Genomic DNA, 19,368 nt, shown 5'->3' on the forward strand with positions numbered 1-19,368 from the left:
CTGATCTTAGGTTCCATTAAGGTCAGGCGCCACGGGTGCCGCTCGGCCCTCCGCCCCGGGTGATCGTCAGCGCTGCGCCACGTCCGTGGGCCGGACCGGCACCGGCAGCGCGGTCTCCCCCATGAGGAACCGGTCCACCGAGGCGGCGGCCGCACGACCCTCCGCGATCGCCCACACGATCAGGGACTGCCCGCGACCCATGTCCCCGGCCACGAACACGCCCTCGACGTTGGTGGCGAACGCGTCGTCGCGATCGACGTTCCCGCGCTCGGTGAACTCCACCCCCAGATCCGAGCAGAGCCCGGACTTCTGGGCACCGGTGAAGCCCATCGCGAGCAGGACCAGGTCGGCCGGGTACTCGAAGTCCGTGCCGGGCACGGGCTCGAAGCGACCGTCGACCATCCGCACCTCGGAGCCCTTCAGCGCGGTGACGTGGCCGTTCTCGCCCACGAACTCCGCGGTGGAGACGCCGTAGACGCGCTCGCCGTTCTCCTCGTGCGCCGAGGCCGTGCGGAACATCAGCGGATACATCGGCCACGGGGTCGACGCGGCGCGGGTGGCCGGCGGTTTGGGCATGATCTCGAAGCTCTTGACCGACTTCGCACCCTGGCGGGTCGCGGTCCCGAGGCAGTCCGCGCCCGTGTCGCCGCCACCGATGATGATGACGTGCTTGTCGCGCGCGTGGATGGCGGGCAGCCCGTCGGCGTCCACGACCGGATCACCGACGGCGGCCTTGTTGGCCAGCGGCAGGTACTCCATGGCCTGGTGGATGCCGTCGAGCTCGCGGCCGGGCACCGGCAGGTCGCGACGCATCGTGGCGCCACCGCACAGCACGACGGCGTCGAACTGCGCCCGCAGCTGGGAGGCGGTGATGTCCTTGCCGACGTTCACCCCGGGGCGGAAGATCGTCCCCTCGGCCTCCATCTGCGCGAGGCGACGATCGATGACCGCCTTCTCCATCTTGAACTCGGGGATGCCGTAGCGCATGAGCCCGCCGATGCGGTCGTCCCGCTCGAAGACGGTGACCGAGTGGCCGGCGCGGGTGAGCTGCTGGGCGGCGGCCAGACCGGCGGGGCCCGATCCCACGACCGCGACCGTCTGCCCTGTGCGGAACGACGGGATGACCGGGGACATGCCGCCGTCGGCCCACGCGGCCTCGGCGATCTCGACCTCCACCTGCTTGATCGTCACCGGCGGCTGGTTGATGCCGAGGACGCAGGAGCCCTCACAGGGGGCCGGGCACAGGCGACCGGTGAACTCCGGGAAGTTGTTGGTCGCGTGCAGCCGGTCGACCGCGTCGTCCCACTTGCCCCGGTGCACGAGGTCGTTCCACTCGGGGATGATGTTGCCCAGCGGGCAGCCCTGGTGACAGAACGGGACACCGCAGCTCATGCACCGCGAGGCCTGGGTGCGGATCGAGTTCTCGGGCAGGACCGTCGACTCGTAGACCTCTTTCCAGTCCATGATCCGCAGGTCGACGGGGCGGCGCTCGGGCAGCTCCCGCTCGGTGTGCTTGAGAAAGCCCTTCGGGTCAGCCATTTGCGGCCTCCATGATCGCCTCGTCCACGTTGCGTCCGTCCTTCTCCGCCTGCTCGATGGCCAGCAGCACGCGCTTGTAGTCGCGCGGCATGACCTTGGCGAAGTGATTCACGTTCTGGGCCCAGCCACCGAGGATCTCGCGACCCCGGGCCGAGTCGGTCTCCTCGACGTGGCGTTCCACGATGCCGTGCAGGAACTCCACGTCCTCGCTGGTGAGTTCCTCCGTGTCGACGAGCTCGACGTTGAGATTCTCGGTCAGGACGCCGCGGGGGTCGTAGAAGTAGGCGACCCCGCCGGACATCCCTGCGGCGACGTTGCGGCCGGTCGGGCCCAGCACGACCACCCGGCCGCCGGTCATGTACTCGCAGGCGTGGTCGCCCACGCCCTCCACCACCGCGGTGACGCCGGAGTTGCGCACGCAGAAGCGTTCGCCGACCATCCCGCGCAGGAACACCTCTCCGGCGGTGGCCCCGTAGCAGATCACGTTGCCGGCGATGATGTTGTCCTCGGCGACGAAGTCGGGGGCCGCGTCCTCGGCGGGCCGCACCACGATGCGTCCGCCCGACAGACCCTTGCCGACGTAGTCGTTCGCGTCACCGAACACGCGCACCGTCACGCCGCTCGCGAGGAACGCCCCGAGCGAGTTGCCGGCCGACCCGGTGAAGGTCAGGTCGATCGAGCCGTCCGGCAGGCCGGCCGCACCGTGCGCCTTGGAGATCTCGTGGCTGAGCATGGTGCCGACCGAGCGGTTGACGTTGCAGATCGGGTAGCGGCCCGTGAAGGGGCCCACCGCCGGATCGGTGATCACCGCGCGCGCGTCCTCGATCAGCGTGCGGTCGACGACGCCCTCGAGCTTGTGGTCCTGCGACTTGGTGTTCCGCAGGTCCTGGTGCATGAAGGGCGACTCCGCCTGCGCGAAGATCGGCTCGAGGTCGAGCTTGGCGACCCGCTTGTTGTGGGCGAAGGCCCGCGACTTGTCCAGGCACTCGGTGTGGCCGATCGCCTCGTCGAGACTGCGGAAGCCCAGCTCGGCGAGGTACTCGCGCACCTCCTCGGCGATGAACTCCATGAAGTTCACGACGTACTCGGCCTTGCCGTTGAACCGCTCTCGCAGGACCGGGTTCTGGGTGGCCACGCCGACGGGGCAGGTGTCGAGGTGACACACACGCATCATCACGCATCCGGCCACCACCAGCGGGGCGGTGGCGAAGCCGAACTCCTCACCGCCGAGCAGCGCGGCGACGATGACGTCCCGACCGGTCTTGAGCTGGCCGTCGACCTGCACGACGATGCGGTCGCGCAGACCGTTGACGAGCAGGGTCTGCTGGGTCTCGGCGAGGCCGAGCTCCCACGGTCCCCCCGCGTGCTTGAGCGAGGTCAGCGGCGACGCGCCGGTCCCGCCGTCGTGGCCCGAGATGAGCACGACGTCGGCGTGCGTCTTGGACACGCCGGTCGCGACCGTGCCCACGCCCTGCTCGGCCACGAGCTTGACGTGGATCCGCGCCTCGGGGTTGGCGTTCTTCAGGTCGTAGATGAGCTGCGCCAGGTCCTCGATCGAGTAGATGTCGTGGTGCGGCGGGGGCGAGATGAGTCCCACGCCCGGCGTGGAACCGCGGACCTCGGCCACCCACGGGTAGACCTTGCCCGGCGGGAGCTGCCCGCCCTCGCCCGGCTTGGCGCCCTGCGCCATCTTGATCTGGATGTCGGTGCAGTTGGTGAGGTAGTGGCTGGTCACGCCGAAGCGGCCCGAGGCCACCTGCTTGATCGCCGACCGACGCCAGTCCCCGTTGGGGTCGGGCGTGAAGCGGTCGACGGACTCGCCGCCCTCACCGGAGTTCGAGCGCGCCTGGAGCCGGTTCATGGCGATGGCCAGGGTCTCGTGGGCCTCCGCGGAGATGGAGCCGTAGCTCATCGCGCCGGTGGAGAACCGCTTGACGATCTCCGAGACCGGCTCGACCTCCTCGATCGGCACGGGCGGGCGGGTGCCCTTCAGCTCGAAGAGCCCGCGCAGCGTCGCGAGCCGCTCGGACTGGTCGTCGACGAGGCGGGTGTACTCCTTGAAGATCTCGTAGCGGCCGGTCCGAGTGGAGTGCTGGAGCTTGAACACCGTGTCCGGGTTGAACAGGTGGTACTCGCCCTCGCGACGCCACTGGTACTCGCCACCGATCTCGAGCTCGCGGTGCGCGGCCTCCTCGGGACGCGGCAGGAACGCGAAGCGGTGCCGGCGGGCGACGTCCTCGGCGATCTCGTCCAGGCCGATGCCGTCGATCGGGCTGATCGACCCGGTGAAGTACTCGTCGCACAGTTCCTGCGACAGACCGGTGACGTCGAACAGCTGCGCGCCGGTGTACGAGGCGAGGGTGGAGATGCCCATCTTGGACATGACCTTGAGCACGCCCTTGGCGGCGGCCTTGCGGTAGTTCGCACACGCCGTGGGGGTGTCCACGTCCGTGAGGTGGCCCGCCTTGACCAGCTCGTCGATCGACTCGAACGCCATGTACGGGTTGATCGCCTCCGCGCCGTAGCCGAAGAGCACCGCCATGTGGTGCACCTCGCGGGCGTCACCGGACTCGACGACCAGGCTGACCCGCGTGCGGGTCTTCTCGCGGACGAGGTGGTGGTGGACCGCCGAGGTCAGCAGCAGCGACGGGATGGGCGCGTTGCGCTCGTCCGACTCGCGGTCGGACAGCACGATGATGGTCGCGCCCTCCTCGATGGCGTGGGAGACCTCGCGGCGGATGCGCTCGAGCGCGATCCGCAGGCCGCGGCCGCCGTGGGCGACGTTGTACAGCCCCCGCACGACCACCGACCGCAGCTCCGGACGGGTCTCGCCGGCCGCCATCAGGGTGGCCAGCTCGTCGTTGCCGAGGATCGGGTTGTCCAGACGGACCTGACGGCACGAGTCGGGGCCGGGGTTGATGAGGTCGCCCTCGGGCCCCAGCGTCACGCCGTAGCTGGTGACGAGCTCCTCGCGGATGGCGTCGAGGGGCGGGTTGGTCACCTGCGCGAAGCGCTGGGCGAAGTAGTCGAAGAGCATCCGGGCGCGCTGGGACAGCACGGGCAGCGGCGTGTCCGTCCCCATCGACCCGAGGCCCTCGGCGCCGGTGGCCGCCATGGGCGCGACCAGGAGACGGAGCTCCTCCTCGGTGTAGCCGAAGACCCGCTGGCGGAGCACCACGCGCTCGTGCGCCATGTAGGGGTACTCGACCCACGGCAGGTCCTGCAGCCGGACCAGTCCCTCGTCCAGCCACTGCCGGTAGGGGTGCTGGGCGGCGAGCTCGGACTTGATCTCCTCGTCGTCGATGATCCGCCCCTGGGCGGTGTCGACGAGGAACATGCGACCCGGGCGCAGGCGGGTCTTGGTGACCACCTTGTCCTGCGGGATGTCGAGGACGCCGACCTCGGAGGCCATCACGACGAGCCCGTCGTCGGTGACCCAGATCCGGGAGGGACGCAGACCGTTGCGGTCCAGGACGGCGCCGATGACGGTGCCGTCGGTGAACGTGATGGACGCGGGGCCGTCCCAGGCCTCCATGAGAGAGGCGTGGTACTCGTAGAACGCCCGCTTGGCGGGGTCCATCGTCTCGTGTCGCTCCCACGCCTCGGGGACCATCATGAGGACGGCGTGCGGCAGGGTCCGGCCGGCGAGGGTCAGCAGCTCCAGGGCCTCGTCGAAGCGCGCGGTGTCGGACCCGCCGGGGGTGCAGATCGGCAGCGCCGCGGGCAGGTCGGCGATGTGCTCGCTGGTCATCAGCGCCTCGCGGGCCCGCATCCAGTTCTCGTTGCCGCGCGCGGTGTTGATCTCACCGTTGTGCGCGACGTAGCGGAACGGGTGCGCCAGCGGCCACGCCGGGAACGTGTTGGTGGAGAAGCGGGAGTGCACGATGCCCAGGGCGGACTCGACACGCTCGTCCTGCAGGTCCAGGTAGAACTCCGGCAGTTGCTTCTCGGTGAGCATGCCCTTGTAGACGAAGGTGCGCGGGCTCAGCGAGGGGAAGTACACCGTCTCCGAGCCGAGATCGCCCTTGCCCGCGCCCTTGGAGCCGAGCTCGTGCTCGCAGCGCTTGCGCACGACGAAGCACTTGCGCTCGAGCGCGAGGCCCGTGAGCAGCTCCCCGCCGGGGCCGGCGGCCTTGACGAAGATCTGGTTGATGGTCGGCTGCGCGTCGCGGGAGATCGCGCCGACCGTCGAGTCGTCGACCGGCACCTCGCGCCAGCCGATCACGCTGACGCCCTGCTCGGCGGCGATCCGCTCGACCATCCGCATGGCGTCCATCGCGAGCATGCGGGACTGCGGGAGAAAACAAAGGCCGGTGGCATATGCACCGGCCTCGGGGAGTTCCACGTCCTGCTCCTCACGCATCACCTCGCGGAGGAACAGATCCGGTACCTGGATCAACAGGCCCGTGCCGTCGCCGGTGTTGGCCTCGGCGCCCACGGCGCCGCGGTGCTCGAGGTTCACCAACGCGGCGATCGCCTTCTCGACGATGTCCCGGGACTGACGTCCGTACATGTCCACGACGAACGCGACACCACACGAGTCGTGTTCGTAGTCAGGGCGGTACAGGCTCTTGGGGCCGGGAGTCGTCATCATGTGTTCGCCTTCGCTTGTCGACGGGCGGACTCCGTGGTGGCTGGAGCACCCGTACTCAGAGGACCGAGGTCCTCCGGCCCGGAAATAATATGGGGAAGGGGGGCAGGTCACACAACTCGGAAAAGTCAAACCGCAGCCGGTGACGTGGGAAGCGGATTCCACCTTGTGAGATTTCTCTCAGCGCCCCGAGCATTCTCCCAGGCGGGACGACGCCGGTCCCGCGCCTGCGGACCCCTCGCACCCCCCGCGCCTCTCAGCCTCCTCACCGACTCGACGGCAGTGGGGGCAGCGGGATCCCCCGCCGCAGCGGGTCCCCACCCGCGCCTCCGGACCCGGTCAGCGCGATGACCCCGTTGAGCGTCGCCGCCGCCGGGGCGCCGTCGGCGGGGTCCGGGCCGTCCCCGCGCGGGCCGGGGAGCCCCGGTGGCACGGATGCTCCGGATGCAGAGGACTCTTCGCCCGACCCGGACCCGCCCGGGGCCGGGTCACCCGGGTCCGGGGCCGCGCGCCCCTCCGCCGCCGGGGCGTCGGCGGGGTCGATGACCGAGCCCGCGTCCTCCAGGTCTCCGGCCACGTCCGGCAGGGCCTCGTCCAGCGCGCCGACCCCGGGCCCCACGAGGAGCCCCCATCCGGACGCCATCTCGGCTCCGACGCCCAGGGACCCGGTCTGCGCCACCGCGGGCGCCCACACCGAGGCGACACCCAGGACCGCGATGCCGCCGGCCGCGGCGAGTCGCCGGGGAAGAGAACTGCGGATCGTCATGGCCGTCTCGATTCTGCTCACAGCCCCCGGGGTGGATGCGGGCACCACCGGGGAGGCGCGGTCCGCCCCGCTTCTCACCCTACTGTTATCCAGATCACAGTTCCAGGGCCATTCGAGAACCGGTTCCGCAACCCCCGGCGACTGTCGGCCTCCGCCGCCGGCGGCGCGTGGGCACACCTCGTCGTCGTCACCTCCGATGTCGTACCGACCCCCTAGGCTCACCCGCGTGACCACACCACCCCGGCCCTCCGGCGGCGACCCGGACCCGCCGCTGCGCCGCATGGCCGACGGGACCGTCAAACAGGTCAACCCGTTCACCGGCACGCAGGTGTGGACCGTGCCCGGGCGCGCCCACCGGCCGATCGAGCACGCGCCCGGCAGGGTCGTCGCGGTGGACCCCACCCAGCCGGAAGCGCACTGCGCGTTCTGCGTGACCCGCCTGCTCGAGACCACCCCGGAGAAGGCACGGCTGGTCCGCGACGGCGACGCGTGGACCGTTCTCGACCGGGTCCCGGCCGACGAGCTCGACGCCACGACGCCCGAGTTCCGGCTGTTCGGCAACCTCTTCGAGATCGTCTCGCTCGACTACTGGAGGTCCGTGCACGGTTACCGGATGCCCGCCCGGGCCGCCGCCCACCAGCGGTCCTACCTGTCCACGCCGGCCGGGGTGGCGCACGTCCGCGCCCTCCTGGACACCCGCGCCGCCGCCCGGGGCGCCAGCGCGACCACCAAGACCGGCGAGGCTCCGGACGCCACCGCCCTGGCCGAGCGTTCGCGGAGCTTCTTCGGCGGCTGCCACGACGTGGTCGTCGCGCGCCGGCACCTCGTCGACGGCGCCACGACCAGCGACCGTCACGCCGCCGCCGGCGACCTCACGCCCGACGAGCACGAGCAGTTCACCGCCTTCACCGTGCGCGCCATGCGGAACCTGTACCTCGACAACCCACACGCGGCGTACGTATCGGTCTTCCAGAACTGGCTCGCCCCGGCAGGAGCGTCCTTCGCGCACCTGCACAAGCAGCTCGTGGCGATCGACGAGGTCCCCGCCAAGACCGCGCGCGAGCTGTCCGCCCTGGCGCTCGACCCGCACCTCTACACCCGACTCGGCGTGGACCACGCCGCGGAGGAGGGGCTCGTCCTGGCCGCCAACCGGCACGCGGTCGCCGTGGTCGGGGTCGGGCACCGCCACCCCGCGATGGTCGTCTACTCCCGGTCGGCGGCCTGCGCCCCCTGGGACCACTCGGCCGACGAACTGCGCGGGGTCTCCGACCTGCTCCACGCCTGCCACGCCGCCACCGGGCCGCTGGTCCCGTGCAACGAGGAGTGGCACACCCTCCCACCGGGGCCCGGCCGTGAGGGCGCCGCCATGCCGTGGCGGATCGTGCTCAAGTGGCGCATCGCCACCCCCGCCGGGTTCGAGGGCGCCACCGGGATCCACGTCAACACGATCGACCCGTGGGCCCTGCGGGACCGCGTGGCCCCGCGGCTGAGGGAGTTGCGGGCGACCGGTCGCATCGCTCCCATGGCGCTGGGTGAGGAGTGCGGTGACGTGCGCGGGTCGCTGCGCTACGCGGGTGAAGGGTGATCCCCTGGCCACCCCGGGCGACATCGCGGCCGCTGCGGTGCCGCGACCGGCGGGATCTTAAAGCGCGCGGGGACGTGCGATCGACGGCGTCGTGGCCGGAGCGGGGACCGCGCGGAACGAGGCGATCGGGGTGATCGAGGAGGGGGATGTGACGGGAGCCGAGGTGGCCTCCCGGATTCCGGGCACCGACGCGGGGATCACGACCGGCACCGTCAGCGACGGATCGAGGAGCATGGCGGTGGGTGTCTCCTCGGTCCCGCCGTTGATGCTGCGACACAGCTCGAACGCGTCCTCGTCCCGCCAGATGTTGACCCAGTGGACCTCCAAGCCCTCACGGCTCGCGCGCCTGCGCAGGGCCGCGGAGTACGGACAACCCGGCCGCCACAGCACCACCACCGCGTTGCGCGCGGTGGCCAGGGTGCGCACGGCCTGCAGCGGCTCGTGCCCGGTCGCCCGCAGCGGGGAGTTCCACAGCGCCACGATCACCGAGCCGACCACCACCACGAGCGCGAGCAGCGCGCCGTGCCCGAATCCGACCAGCATCCACGCGATCGCACAGCCCACCGCCAGTACGGCGGCGGGGCCGAACCAGTGGCCTGGGCTGAGCTCCCGCCCGGCCCGTGCGAATGGGTGGGTCACGCGCACGACCATACGCCCCCCGATCCCGAGCGTGGGGTGCGGTTCCCCACATTTGTGATCCGGCAACGACTTTCCGCTCACGCCCACGGCAACGGACCGAACTCGCGCGCGGCCCACCGCCGGACGGCGTCGCGGTCCCGGACGTCGAGCCCGGTCGTGTCGACCTCGACCGCGTCCGGCCACGCCGCCCGGCCCGCCAGCTGGGCGCGCACCACCTCCACCGTCGCCTCGGACGGGTCCGAACCCGCGCGCGCCCGCTCGGCGACCCGCCTGACCAACTCCCCCTCCGGCGCCGTGCACGAGACCTCCACCAACTCGGCGTGCGCGTCGGCGGCCACCGTCTCCGCCTCCGCCCGGCGCCTCGGCTCGAGCCACGTCGCGTCCAGCACCACGCTGCACCCCGCCGCCAACGCTGCCGACGCCCGCGCGAGCATCTCGTCGTACACCGCCTGCACCGACCCCGCCGAATACCTGTCCCGCCGGTCCCCGTCCGGCCCGACGGGGCCGACGCCGGCCGCCCCCACCTCCGCCCGCACCACGTCCGAGCGCCACAACCGCGCCGCCAGCGCCTCGGCCAGCGGCGCCGCCAGCGTCGACTTCCCCGACCCCGACACCCCGCCCACCAGCACCAGGCGCACCCGCCCCCGCAGCAACGAGTCGACCGCCAGGTCCGCCAGCTCCAGGGCGCGGCGCGCATCGGCGCGCCCACCGTCGCCGTCCGCCGCCTGCTCGGCGCGGATCGCCGTGACCTTGGACCGGACCAGCGCGCGGTACCCGATGTAGTGGTGCACCAACGACGCCGGGGCGTCGTCGCCCGAGATCTCGCGATAGGCCTCGAGGAGGACGACAGCGAGGTCCCGCGCCCCCAGGGAGTCGAGGTCCATGGCCAGGAACCCGATGTCCAGCATCGCGTCGCCGTACCTGAGCCGATCGTCGAACTCGAGGCAGTCGATCACCCGCGGCCCGTCGTCGGTGAGGTAGACGTCGGCGGCCAGCAGGTCCCCGTGCCCGTCCACGATGCGGCCGTCCGCCACCCGCGACTCCAGCAGCCGGGTGCGTCCGCGCAGGTACGCCGTGGCGAGCGCCTCGATGTCGTCGACGATCTCCGGCGCGTCCCGCCCCACCCCGAGACGGCGCAGATGCTCGAGCGACTCCGCCCACAGCCGGGCGACGGCCGCCGGGGACCCGGCCGCGTCGACCACCGCCGAGCGGGCGCCGGCGGCGTGCAACGCGCCGATCTGCCGGGCCACCTCGCCCACGCCCGCCACGATGTCCGTATCGCCGCCCCCGGGATCGCCGCGCTCCCGCGTGCGGACGAGGGAGGCGAGGCTCCGGTGCGCGGGCAGCCGGCGCATCCGCACGACGTGCTCGATCACCTCGCCGTCGGGCCCCACCACCTCCAACACGCCGGTGTACACGTCCGGGGCGAGCCGGCTGTTGAGCGCGACCTCACGGCGACTCTGTTCTCCCCTGGCCGCGACGGAGGTGTTGTCGAGGAACCCGAGGTCGACCGGTTTGCGGATCTTGTGAGCCTCGTCACCCCAGAGGAAGATGAGCGCGCTGTGCGTCTCCACCACCACCGGCGGACCGGGCGGCGGCGCACCGACGGGGGCGTGGTGGTCCATGGACCCAGCCTAGGCAGGCATGACGCGCGACACACCGGACCCGGACCCGGTGGAACCCGAGCTGAGAACCAGCGGTGACCGGAGTGTTACCTCACGGATCTCTCAGGGTCCGGACCCCTTGCGGATGTGTACACCGCTTGTAGTGTCGCCGACGCACCTCGCTCCGACCGGGGTGTCCGCGATGAAAGACATCGGGGTCGATGCAGATCGGAGAGTTCTCCATGACGAACACCCACCGCAAGACCACCCACCGCACCACCGCGAAGATCGCCGCCGTCAGCGCGTTCGGTATCGGTGCCGCCATCGCGCTCCCGGGCCTCGCCGCCGCGCAGCCCACCGACGCCCCCGCCGACCCCACGGCCAGCCTCGCCGAGATCGCCGGTGAGGACGGCAGCCTCGAGGGCGCCCTGAACACCGACCTCGGCGTCGACCTCGGCAGCCTCACCCTCAACCTCAACCTCGGCGCCGAGACCCCCACCCCGGGCTCGGTCGAGCTCGGCAGCCTCGGGGTCTCCCCGAACACCGGCAGCGAGATCATCGACGGCGGCGGCCCGGCCGGCGGCTCGCTCGGCTCCGACGAGGCCGAGACCCAGACCGGCGCGGCCACGGGCGAGGCGCCCGCCGGCTCGCTGGACCTCGGCTCGCTCGGCAGCAGCGAGGAGCCCACGGACGAGACCGAGACCGGTGCGGCCACCGGTGAGGCCCCCGCCGGCTCGCTCGGCTCCGGTGGCGAGGCCACCGAGGACGACACCACGACCGAGGCGCCCGCCGCCGACGAGGGCGAGACCGGCTCGCTGAGCGGCTCGCTCGCCGGCCTGAGCTCCGGTGCCGAGGACGACACCACCGGTGACACGCCCGCCGACGAGACCGACGACGCCACCACCGGCGGCGCCGGCCTGAACGTCGACGCCGGCATCGCCGCCGGCTCGCTGGGCTGATCACCCCCGGCTGACACCCGGCGCAGCGGATGCGCCTTCCGGGCCCGGGATCGCGACCCTCCCCCGTCGCGATCCCGGGCCGTCGTGTGTCCCCGGACACTCATGGGGGATGATGCACGCGTGACGATCGTCGTGGCCTGCGGGGCCTTCAAGGGCTCACTCACCGCACTCGAGGCGTGCCATCACGCGGCCCAGGGGGCGCGCCGCGCACACCCCGACGCCGACGTGGTCGAGCGCCCGGTCGCCGACGGCGGGGGCGGCAGCCTGGAGGTGATGGTCGCCGGCGGCGCCCGCACCGTGCCCGTCAGCGTCTCCGGACCCACCGGCGACACCGTCGAGACCTCCTTCGCCGCCATCGACCCGGACACCGCGTTCGTCGAGATGGCCGACGCCTGCGGACTGCTCCGCCTCCCCGGCGGGGAGCCGCGTCCCCTCGAGGCGTCGAGCCGCGGCGTCGGCGAGGTCATCCTGGCCGCCCTGCGTTCCGGCCGGGGCAACATCCACCTCGGGATCGGCGGCAGCGCGTCCACCGACGGCGGCACCGGCATGCTCTCCGCCCTCGGAGCGCGCTTCCTCGACGCCGACGGGAACGAACTGCCCGACGGCGGCGGCGCACTGATCCACCTGGACCGCGTGGACCTGGACGGGCTCGACCCGGCCGTGCGCGCCGCCCGGATCCTCGTCGCCTGCGACGTCGACAACCCGCTGCTCGGCCCCCTCGGCGCGGCCCGCGTCTACGGCCCCCAGAAGGGGGCCACCCCCGAGCAGCTCGACGCCCTCGAGGCCGGCCTGGCCCGGCTCGTCGACGTCCTGCGCGCCCAGGGCCTCGACGTGGACCCCGACGCCCCGGGTTCCGGGGCCGCCGGTGGCGTGGGGTTCGCCGCGCGTGAACTGCTCGGCGCGTCCCTCGACCCCGGCTTCGAGGTCCTCGGCACCCTCACCGGCCTCGAGGACGTCCTCTCCGCCGCCGACCTGGTCGTCACGGGTGAGGGCCGCCTCGACGACCAGACGATGCACGGCAAGACCCCCATGGGCGTGGCCGCGCTCTGCCGATCGCACGCCGTGCCGGTGGTCGCCGTCTGCGGCCGCCTGGACCTCGAGGCCGACCGGGTCGCCGAGGCCGGGTTCGTCGCGGCCGCCGCGCTGACCGAGCGTGAGCCCGACCTCGAGCGGGCCATCGCCAACGCCGGCCCCCTCCTGGAGGACGTCGCCGCCGACGTCATCTCCCGGATCCTGCCCTGACGCGCCGCGCCAGCTCCTCCGTCCCCCCGCCCGTCAGGTCGGCGAGGTAGGCGGGCCGGGCGGCCATCGCCATCACCAACGCCAGGGTCGGCCCCGCGACCTCGGGGCCCTCGCCGGCCTCGAACGGCCCGTCCGTCGCGCGCAGGTGCAGGCCCGTGACGAGCGTCGCGCTGTTCACCGCGAAGTCCTTCGACGCGTAGAACCGGGCGACCTCGGTCAGCGCGTCGATCGGGTAGCGACGGGTGCGGCCCAGCGGCCGACGGATGTCCTCGGCGTGCACGATCGTCTCGCCCAACCACGCCGCCGCGTCACCGAGCGGTGCGACGCGCAGGGTCCGGGAGTCGACGAAGTTCTCGAACGTCCCGCCCGGATCGGCGCCGAGCTGTTCCTGCATCCGCCGCCGGTTGTGCCGGTCGGTGTCGAACCCGGCTCCGACGAAGCTCCGTATCCACCGCAGCCGGCCGGTCCGCGCGACGGCCGTGAGGTGTGCGACCACCTCCTCGACACTCCACCGCGTGCACAGCGAGACCGTCCGCCAGCCGGCCTCGTCCAGCCCCGCGAGCTCGTCGGCCAGTGCCGCCCGCTCGGAGTGGATGTCGGCCCAGAGCCGGTCGGTTCGTTCGGTTGAGCGGCCCATGATCTCTCCTGACGGCGGCGACTCGGGTGAGGTCATCGAACCACGCCGCCGCGCCCCCCGCGACGAGTCGGGCGCTCACGATCCGAGCGGCGCGCGGCCCCGCGTGGGCATGATGGGGTCAGTCCCCGCCCCCGATGGAGGTCGACATGCGCACATGGCTCCTCGGCGCGCCCCTCGCGGCGCTCGCCGCCGTCGCCGCCACCGATCTGCGACAGACCCGCTACCCGATCCTGCGGACCTTCCCCGTCCTCGGGCACGCCCGGATGGCGCTGACCGCCATCGGCCCCGAGCTGCGGCAGTACATCGTCGCCGGGAACAACGAGGAACGCCCGTTCACCCGCGACCAACGCGACTGGGTGTACGAATCCGCCGAGTCCCGCGCGACCACGTTCGGGTTCGGCACCGACAACGACGTGGAGTTCCTCGAGGGCTACCCGATCGTCAAGCAGCGCACCTTCAGCGACGTGACGCTCTCCGCCCACCCGCACTCGGGGCAGCAACTGCCCCTCCCGCCCGCCAAGGTCCTCGGCGCCGCCCGCGGACGCGCCCGCGCCTTCCGCCCCGACTCCCTGGTGAGCATCTCGGCGATGAGCTACGGGGCGCTCTCCGCCCCGGCCGTGGAGGCGCTCAACCGCGGTGCGGCCCTCGCGGGCGCCCTGCACAACACCGGCGAGGGCGGCCTGAGCCCGTACCACCAGAACGGCGCCGACCTGGTCTTCCAGATCGGCACCGCCTACTTCGGCGTCCGCGACGACGAGGGCCGCTTCGACCTCGACAAACTGGTGGCCCTCACCGAGCAGCACCCGATCCGGGCAATCGAGATCAAGCTCAGCCAGGGCGCCAAGCCCGGGCTCGGGGGGCTCCTGCCGGCGGCCAAGATCACCGAGGAGGTCGCCGCCATCCGGGGCGTCCCGATGGGCCGGGACTGCGCGAGCCCGTCCCGCCACACCGCGTTCCACGACGTCGACTCGCTGCTCGACCTGGTGGAGTCGATCGCCGACCGCACCGGGCTGCCCGTCGGGATCAAGTCCGCGGTCGGGGACATGGGCTTCTGGGAGGAGCTGGCCGCCGCGATGGTCCCCCGCGACCGGGGCGTCGACTTCATCACCATCGACGGCGGCGAGGGCGGCACCGGCGCGGGCCCGCTCGTGTTCACCGACGCCGTGTCCCTGCCCTTCCGGCTGGGCTTCCCGCGCGTCTACTCGGTGTTCGCCGAGGCCGGCCTGACCGACGACGTGATGTTCATCGGCTCCGGCAAGCTCGGCATCCCCGAGAACGCGGTCGTCGCGCTGGCGTTGGGCGTCGACATGATCAACGTCGCCCGCGAACCCATGCTGTCGGTGGGGTGCATCCAGGCGCAGAAGTGTCACACCGGCGGGTGTCCGACCGGCGTCGCCACCCAGAACCCGTGGCTCGTGCGCGGGGTGGACCCCACCGCGATGGCCGTGCGTTGCTCGAACTACATCCGGTCCCTGCGCCGCGAGCTCGTCAAGGTCGCCGGCGCGGTCGGGGTCCCGCACCCCGGGCTCATCGGCCCGACCGACGTCGAACTCGCCCGCGGGACGCGGGACTCGCACACGCTCGCCGACATCTACGACTACCGCGACGGCTGGGGCCTGCCCGGGCGGGACGACGCCCGCGCCATCACCGAGCTGATGGTGGCCTCCGGCGTGGCGGAGTACACGGACGCGGTGACCCCACCCGGGATCCGCCCGCGCGGGTAGCCGGCGCCGGTCAGGGCGCGGCCACGCCCGCGCGCAGCAGCCCCAGCTCGCGGTTGAGGTTCGCGTGCGCCTGCTTCTCCCACCTGTCGCGCCCGGCCCGGGTCCGGAACACCGACTTGCGCTCCAGCAGGCCCTCCAGCGCGGCGATCCGCCCGGCCACGAACCGCTCGCCGGGCACGTGGGCGTACTCGTGGCGGACGTCGGCGGCGTAGGTGTCGTACGTCTCGGGGTCGGCGCCCAGCATCGCGAGGTCGGCGTCGGACAGGACGCAGCCGTTGAGGTCCCCGTTCTCGACCCGGTGCCCGCCCATCAGTCGCACGAGGCGCGCCACCTCCGCCGCGGGTGCGGCCGGGTCGAGCACGCGCTCGGCCAGCCTCGCGGACTTCTCGGCGTTCTCCGAGCCGGTGGGGTCGAACACCGCGCCGTGCAGCCACGCGGCCAGCCGGACCTCGGTGCCGTCGAACGCCTCCCCGTCGGCCTCGAGCGCGTCCACCGCCCGCAGCACCGCCCGCAGGTGCCCCTCGTTGTGGTAGCGCCGCTGCGGCTCGTTCCAGCGTTCGAGCAGGTCGGAGCGCAGTTCAGGGGTGAGGAACTCGACCTTGGCGTCGAGGGGATCAACTGCTGCCACTCGGTCCGTGTCCATGACCGGACTCTACCGCCGCACCCGCGCCCGTCAGGCCGGATCGGCGCAGCCCCTCACACGTCCAGGTCGGCCCCCGTGGCGGGCGGGAACGCCTCGAGGGCGGCGAGCTCGCGCTCGTCGAACGTGCGGGCCCGGGACAGGAACCGCTTCCCGGTCGGGTTCTCGAGACTGAACCCCGAGCCCCGGCCGGGGATGGCGTCCAGGACCAACTGCGTGTGCTTCCAGGTGGCGAACTGCGAGCCCGAGATCCACACGCGGACCCGGAGACCGGACGACCCGCCGGGGGCGCGGGCCTCGTCGTCGTCGTCACCCAGGTCCAGCTCCCCCACCAACACGTCGCGCTGTCCCACACGGAACTCACCGTCGGGGTAGCACATGGGCGCCGAGCCGTCGCAGCACCCGCCGGACTGGTGGAACATCACCGGGCCGTGCCGGCCGACGAGCTCGCGGATGAGTTCGACGGCCGGCTCGGTCGCCACCACGCGCGGCGGCAGGTCGTCGGGCGCGCCCCCGGGCGTCGCGGCGCGCGCGGCGATCCGCACGCTCCCGCCCGAGGGCAGCCCACACACGTCGTCCATGGCGCTCATGCCCGTCAGAAGAAGCCCTGCGGCTTGCCCGAGTAGCTCACCAGCAGGTTCTTGGTCTGCTGGTAGTGGCTGAGCATCATCAGGTGGTTCTCGCGGCCGATGCCCGACTGCTTGTAGCCGCCGAACGCCGCGTGCGCCGGGTACTGGTGATAGGTGTTGGTCCACACGCGGCCGGCCTGGATGGTGCGTCCGGCCCGGTAGGCGGTGGTGCCGTTGCGCGACCACACGCCGGCGCCGAGCCCGTAGAGGGTGTCGTTGGCGATGGACATGGCGTCGTCGAAGTCGGTGAACGAGGTCAGCGACAGGACGGGGCCGAAGATCTCCTCCTGGAACAGGCGCATGGAGTTGGAGCCCTTGAACACGGTCGGCTGCACGTAGTAGCCGCCGGCGAGGTCACCGTCGTGCTCGGCGCGGGCGCCGCCGGTGAGGACCTCGGCGCCCTCCTGCCTGCCGATGTCGATGTAGGACAGGATCTTCTCCATCTGGTCGCTGGAGGCCTGCGCGCCGATCATGGTGTCGGTGTCGAGGGGGTTGCCGGTCTTGATGCGGTTGGTGCGCTCGATCGCGAGCTCGGTGAACTCGTCGAAGATCGACTCCTGCACGAGCGCGCGGGACGGGCACGTGCACACCTCGCCCTGGTTGAGGCCGAACATCGCGAAGCCCTCGAGCGCGGACTGGCGGAAGTCGTCGTCGGCGTCCATGACGTCGGAGAAGAAGATGTTGGGGCTCTTGCCGCCCAGCTCGAGGGTGACGGGGATGAGGTTCTCCGAGGCGTACTGCATGATCAGCCGGCCGGTGGTGGTCTCGCCGGTGAACGCGACCTTGCGGATGCGCGGGTTGGAGGCGAGCGGCTTGCCGGCCTCCGTGCCGAAGCCGTTGACGACGTTGACCACGCCCGGCGGGAGCAGGTCGCCGATGAGGGACATGAGGTAGAGGATCGAGGCGGGGGTCTGCTCGGCGGGCTTGAGGACCACGCAGTTGCCGGCCGCCAGCGCGGGGGCGAGCTTCCACACGCCCATGAGGATGGGGAAGTTCCACGGGATGATCTGGCCGACCACGCCGAGCGGCTCGTGGAAGTGGTAGGCGACGGTGTCTTCGTTGATCTGCGAGATGCCGCCCTCCTGGGCGCGGATGGCGCCGGCGAAGTAGCGGAAGTGGTCGATCGCCAGGGGGATGTCGGCGTTGAGGGTCTCGCGGACGGCCTTGCCGTTCTCCCAGCTCTCGGCCACGGCGAGCTTCTCGAGGTTCTCCTCCATGCGGTCGGCGATCCGCAGCAGGACCAGCGAGCGCTCGGTGGCGGAGGTGGCGTTCCAGGCGGGGGCGGCGGCCCAGGCGGCGTCGAGGGCGGCCTCGATGTCCTCGGCGGTGCCGCGGCCGACCTCGCAGAACACCTGGCCGGTGATGGGGGTGACGTTCTCGAAGTACTCGCCCTTGACCGGGGCCGTCCACTCGCCGCCGATGTAGTGGCCGTAGCGGCTCTCGTAGGACATCACCGCGTCGGCGGAACCGGGCTGGGAGTAGACGGTCATGTGACACCTCTCGTCTGCGCGCGCCGGCCCCCACGGCCGGCGACTGTGATGCGCGACACTATCCACGCCGGGGTTGCACGGACGTTGCACGCGAGGTGACGGGTCGTGCGCGGGCGCCCGGGAGGGATCGGGGACGACGACGAGGTCCTCAGGCCCCCAGGCGGTCGTCGAGCACCCGGTGCACGGAACGGGCGGAGGACCGCGCCACCGGGGACAGGCCCGGCAGTGCGCCCAGGGCGCGCCACGCCTCGGGGTCCTCGCGTCCGGGGCCGGCGGTCCAGGCCCGCAGGGCCCGCGCCGATCCCGCGGTGAGCGCGGCGGCACGGACCCGCGCGTGCAACTCCTCGCGCAGGTCGACCACGCCCGGGGCGTCGGAGGTCGGCAGCAGTGGGCCGGGGTAGGCGGCGACCGCGGCCCCGACGTCCACCTCGAGCAGCGCCGCCACCCGGTCGGCGTCGGTCTCGACCGCGCCGGGCGCGAGGCGGTAGGGCCGGGAGAGGAGGACGTCGGGCCCCAGGACGCGGCGCAGTCTCGAGAGCTCGGCGCGGACGCTGACCTCGTCGAGGCGGCCACCCGCGAGGAGTTCGGCCAGCGCCCCGCCGGCCAGCCCGGCCGGGTGGGTGCCGAGCAGGACGAGGATCTCGGCGTGCCGTCCGGTGAGCGGACCGGCCCCGGACAGTGTCGGCCGGGCGGTGCCGAGCACCTCGAGCCGGCGCGGCCCGGGCACGAGCACGCCCGCCGGGGTCGACCGCAGCTCGGCCTCGGCGAGCAGCGCGGTGGCCCGGACCAGGGCGAGCATCTCGTCGGACGCCGCGGTGTCGTGGCCGGTCACGTCGATACCGCCCACCACCCGCCCCGTCACCGGGTCGTGGACCGGGGCCGCCGAGCAGCTCCACGAGTGGGCGGGGGCGAGGAAGTGCTCCGGGCCCCGCACGCGCACCGGGACGTCGTGCCGCAGCGCGAGGCCCGGCGCGTTGGCCCCGACCGCGTCGTCGCTCCACACCGCCCCGGGCACGAACGCCATCCGTTCCGCGCGGTTGCGCACACCGCGGTCGCCGTACAACCAGAGGAGCCGACCGTCCGCGTCGGCCACCGCCACCAGGTGTCCGCTGTCGACCACACCGGAGACGAGGATCTTCTCGACCACGGGCAGCACCGCCGCCATCCGGTGCGCGGCCAGGTGCTCGGACAGGTCGGGGCCCTGCAGATCGACGGGGGGATCCGCCCGGTCCGGGTCGATCCCCCGCCGCCTGCTGCGCTCCCATGACTGCGCGACGAGTGTGTTGGCCGCGGCTGACATCCCCGCCGACATGGCCACAGTGT

Annotated in this window: 14 protein-coding genes; 4 read left to right on the forward strand and 10 right to left on the reverse strand. The window is 72.5% G+C overall.

Translation table 11 applies throughout. From position 1 onward, the window contains the following. Positions 1-66: 66 nt before the first annotated feature. From RWK90_RS10880 to RWK90_RS10890, 3 genes are all read right to left on the reverse strand, one after another. Positions 67-1,539, reverse strand: a complete 1,473-nt coding sequence (locus RWK90_RS10880) for a glutamate synthase subunit beta (RefSeq protein WP_314037637.1) — start codon at positions 1,537-1,539, stop codon at positions 67-69. Continuing rightward, on the reverse strand, positions 1,532-6,133 hold the full coding sequence (gene gltB / locus RWK90_RS10885) for a glutamate synthase large subunit (RefSeq protein ID WP_314037638.1): 4,602 nt from the start codon (positions 6,131-6,133) through the stop codon (positions 1,532-1,534). Before gltB ends, RWK90_RS10880 begins: the two co-directional genes overlap by 8 nt. Before the next feature lie 262 nt (positions 6,134-6,395). After that, positions 6,396-6,917, reverse strand: a complete 522-nt coding sequence (locus tag RWK90_RS10890) for a hypothetical protein (protein WP_314037639.1) — start codon at positions 6,915-6,917, stop codon at positions 6,396-6,398. 205 nt (positions 6,918-7,122) lie between these two features. Here RWK90_RS10890 and RWK90_RS10895 point away from each other — a divergent pair, with 205 nt between their 5' ends. Continuing rightward, complete coding sequence (locus RWK90_RS10895) at positions 7,123-8,481, forward strand: DUF4921 family protein (RefSeq protein ID WP_314037640.1); 1,359 nt, start codon at positions 7,123-7,125, stop codon at positions 8,479-8,481. A gap of 57 nt (positions 8,482-8,538) precedes the next feature. Here RWK90_RS10895 and RWK90_RS10900 read toward each other — a convergent pair whose 3' ends face one another. Both RWK90_RS10900 and RWK90_RS10905 read right to left on the reverse strand, forming a co-directional pair. Then, positions 8,539-9,120 (reverse strand): hypothetical protein, encoded by a 582-nt coding sequence (locus tag RWK90_RS10900; protein ID WP_314037641.1) that lies wholly within the window; start codon positions 9,118-9,120, stop codon positions 8,539-8,541. A gap of 77 nt (positions 9,121-9,197) precedes the next feature. Next, positions 9,198-10,745 carry an AAA family ATPase gene (locus RWK90_RS10905; protein ID WP_314037642.1) on the reverse strand — a complete coding sequence of 516 codons (1,548 nt, stop codon included), beginning with the start codon at positions 10,743-10,745 and terminating at the stop codon, positions 9,198-9,200. 221 nt (positions 10,746-10,966) lie between these two features. On the opposite strand from RWK90_RS10905, the gene RWK90_RS10910 reads away from it, so the two are divergent. Next, positions 10,967-11,683 carry a hypothetical protein gene (locus tag RWK90_RS10910; RefSeq protein ID WP_314037643.1) on the forward strand — a complete coding sequence of 239 codons (717 nt, stop codon included), beginning with the start codon at positions 10,967-10,969 and terminating at the stop codon, positions 11,681-11,683. Positions 11,684-11,803: 120 nt separating this feature from the next. Then, the gene (locus RWK90_RS10915; protein WP_314037644.1) at positions 11,804-12,925 is read left to right on the forward strand and encodes a glycerate kinase; all 1,122 of its coding nucleotides are present in this window, start codon (positions 11,804-11,806) and stop codon (positions 12,923-12,925) included. On the opposite strand, the gene RWK90_RS10920 is transcribed toward RWK90_RS10915, so the two are convergent. Further along, positions 12,903-13,562 (reverse strand): maleylpyruvate isomerase family mycothiol-dependent enzyme, encoded by a 660-nt coding sequence (locus RWK90_RS10920; protein ID WP_314037645.1) that lies wholly within the window; start codon positions 13,560-13,562, stop codon positions 12,903-12,905. The genes RWK90_RS10915 and RWK90_RS10920 overlap by 23 nt on opposite strands. Before the next feature lie 146 nt (positions 13,563-13,708). On the opposite strand from RWK90_RS10920, the gene RWK90_RS10925 reads away from it, so the two are divergent. Continuing rightward, positions 13,709-15,286, forward strand: a complete 1,578-nt coding sequence (locus RWK90_RS10925) for an FMN-binding glutamate synthase family protein (protein ID WP_314037646.1) — start codon at positions 13,709-13,711, stop codon at positions 15,284-15,286. A 10-nt stretch (positions 15,287-15,296) separates the two neighbouring features. On the opposite strand, the gene RWK90_RS10930 is transcribed toward RWK90_RS10925, so the two are convergent. From RWK90_RS10930 to RWK90_RS10945, 4 genes are all read right to left on the reverse strand, one after another. Continuing rightward, positions 15,297-15,929, reverse strand: a complete 633-nt coding sequence (locus tag RWK90_RS10930; protein ID WP_314037647.1) for a hypothetical protein — start codon at positions 15,927-15,929, stop codon at positions 15,297-15,299. Between the two features lie 53 nt (positions 15,930-15,982). Then, positions 15,983-16,507, reverse strand: a complete 525-nt coding sequence (locus tag RWK90_RS10935) for a DUF779 domain-containing protein (protein WP_314037729.1) — start codon at positions 16,505-16,507, stop codon at positions 15,983-15,985. Between the two features lie 14 nt (positions 16,508-16,521). Continuing rightward, positions 16,522-18,045: an aldehyde dehydrogenase family protein gene (locus RWK90_RS10940; RefSeq protein WP_314037648.1), complete on the reverse strand. Its 1,524-nt coding sequence runs from the start codon at positions 18,043-18,045 to the stop codon at positions 16,522-16,524. A 148-nt stretch (positions 18,046-18,193) separates the two neighbouring features. After that, a complete protein-coding gene (locus RWK90_RS10945) occupies positions 18,194-19,357 on the reverse strand; it encodes a GAF domain-containing protein (RefSeq protein WP_314037649.1) in 1,164 nt (387 codons plus the stop codon). Positions 19,358-19,368: the final 11 nt, after the last annotated feature.

The sequence above is a fragment of the Dietzia sp. CH92 genome (genome assembly GCF_032248695.1).
GTDB lineage: Bacteria > Actinomycetota > Actinomycetes > Mycobacteriales > Mycobacteriaceae > Dietzia.

Excerpts from the sequence above, each read along its gene's own strand:
- RWK90_RS10880 (WP_314037637.1), bottom strand. The coding sequence starts at position 1,539 with ATGGCTGACCCGAAGGGCTTTCTCAAGCACACCGAGCGGGAGCTGCCC.
- gltB (WP_314037638.1), bottom strand. The coding sequence starts at position 6,133 with ATGATGACGACTCCCGGCCCCAAGAGCCTGTACCGCCCTGACTACGAA.
- RWK90_RS10905 (WP_314037642.1), bottom strand. The coding sequence starts at position 10,745 with ATGGACCACCACGCCCCCGTCGGTGCGCCGCCGCCCGGTCCGCCGGTG.
- RWK90_RS10910 (WP_314037643.1), top strand. The coding sequence starts at position 10,967 with ATGACGAACACCCACCGCAAGACCACCCACCGCACCACCGCGAAGATC.
- RWK90_RS10920 (WP_314037645.1), bottom strand. The coding sequence starts at position 13,562 with ATGGGCCGCTCAACCGAACGAACCGACCGGCTCTGGGCCGACATCCAC.
- RWK90_RS10925 (WP_314037646.1), top strand. The coding sequence starts at position 13,709 with ATGCGCACATGGCTCCTCGGCGCGCCCCTCGCGGCGCTCGCCGCCGTC.
- RWK90_RS10930 (WP_314037647.1), bottom strand. The coding sequence starts at position 15,929 with ATGGACACGGACCGAGTGGCAGCAGTTGATCCCCTCGACGCCAAGGTC.
- RWK90_RS10935 (WP_314037729.1), bottom strand. The coding sequence starts at position 16,507 with ATGGACGACGTGTGTGGGCTGCCCTCGGGCGGGAGCGTGCGGATCGCC.
- RWK90_RS10940 (WP_314037648.1), bottom strand. The coding sequence starts at position 18,045 with ATGACCGTCTACTCCCAGCCCGGTTCCGCCGACGCGGTGATGTCCTAC.
- RWK90_RS10945 (WP_314037649.1), bottom strand. The coding sequence starts at position 19,357 with ATGTCGGCGGGGATGTCAGCCGCGGCCAACACACTCGTCGCGCAGTCA.